The following is a 410-nucleotide window of genomic DNA, read 5'->3' as shown; positions in this document are numbered from 1 at the left end:
ACATCAACGATTGGCACCACGCCGTTATGTTTCAGATCAAGGGTCTTGTCATGTTCGCCGCCACGGATCATGACGAAATTCTTGAAGAAACCAAGCGGGACGTGATGGCTCAGTGCATTGCCCACCATATAGGCCTGGAAAATACGGTTGTCCTTGGCCTTGGAGATGATCATGCGATGCAGGTCTTCAAACAGGCTTTTGGTGCCGTGGACCGGGCGCAGGTCAAACCAGACCGAACATAGCATCAATGACTTTGGTTCGGGTTGTTCGATCCATTTGTTGAAATAATGCTGCCAGGTACGCACCGGTTGCCGCCACTCATCTGTTCTGGCCATCATTTCACCGGGGCAATAGACGTAGCCAACCTTGTTCAGGCCATCACAGACAAAGTCGGCAAGCTTTTTGAAATA

Annotated in this window: 1 protein-coding gene; it reads right to left on the bottom strand. The window is 50.5% G+C overall.

The annotated features are described in order from the left end of the window. Nucleotides 1-410 (bottom strand): DUF294 nucleotidyltransferase-like domain-containing protein (locus B3Z49_RS06650; RefSeq protein ID WP_296989178.1); only part of this gene is annotated, 410 nt, incomplete at both ends.

This window comes from Thalassospira sp. UBA1131, from assembly GCF_002311515.1.
In the GTDB taxonomy this organism is placed as follows: domain Bacteria; phylum Pseudomonadota; class Alphaproteobacteria; order Rhodospirillales; family Thalassospiraceae; genus Thalassospira.
The sequence above is the reverse complement of the archived record's forward strand: the minus strand, read 5'-3'. Positions and strand labels throughout refer to the sequence as shown.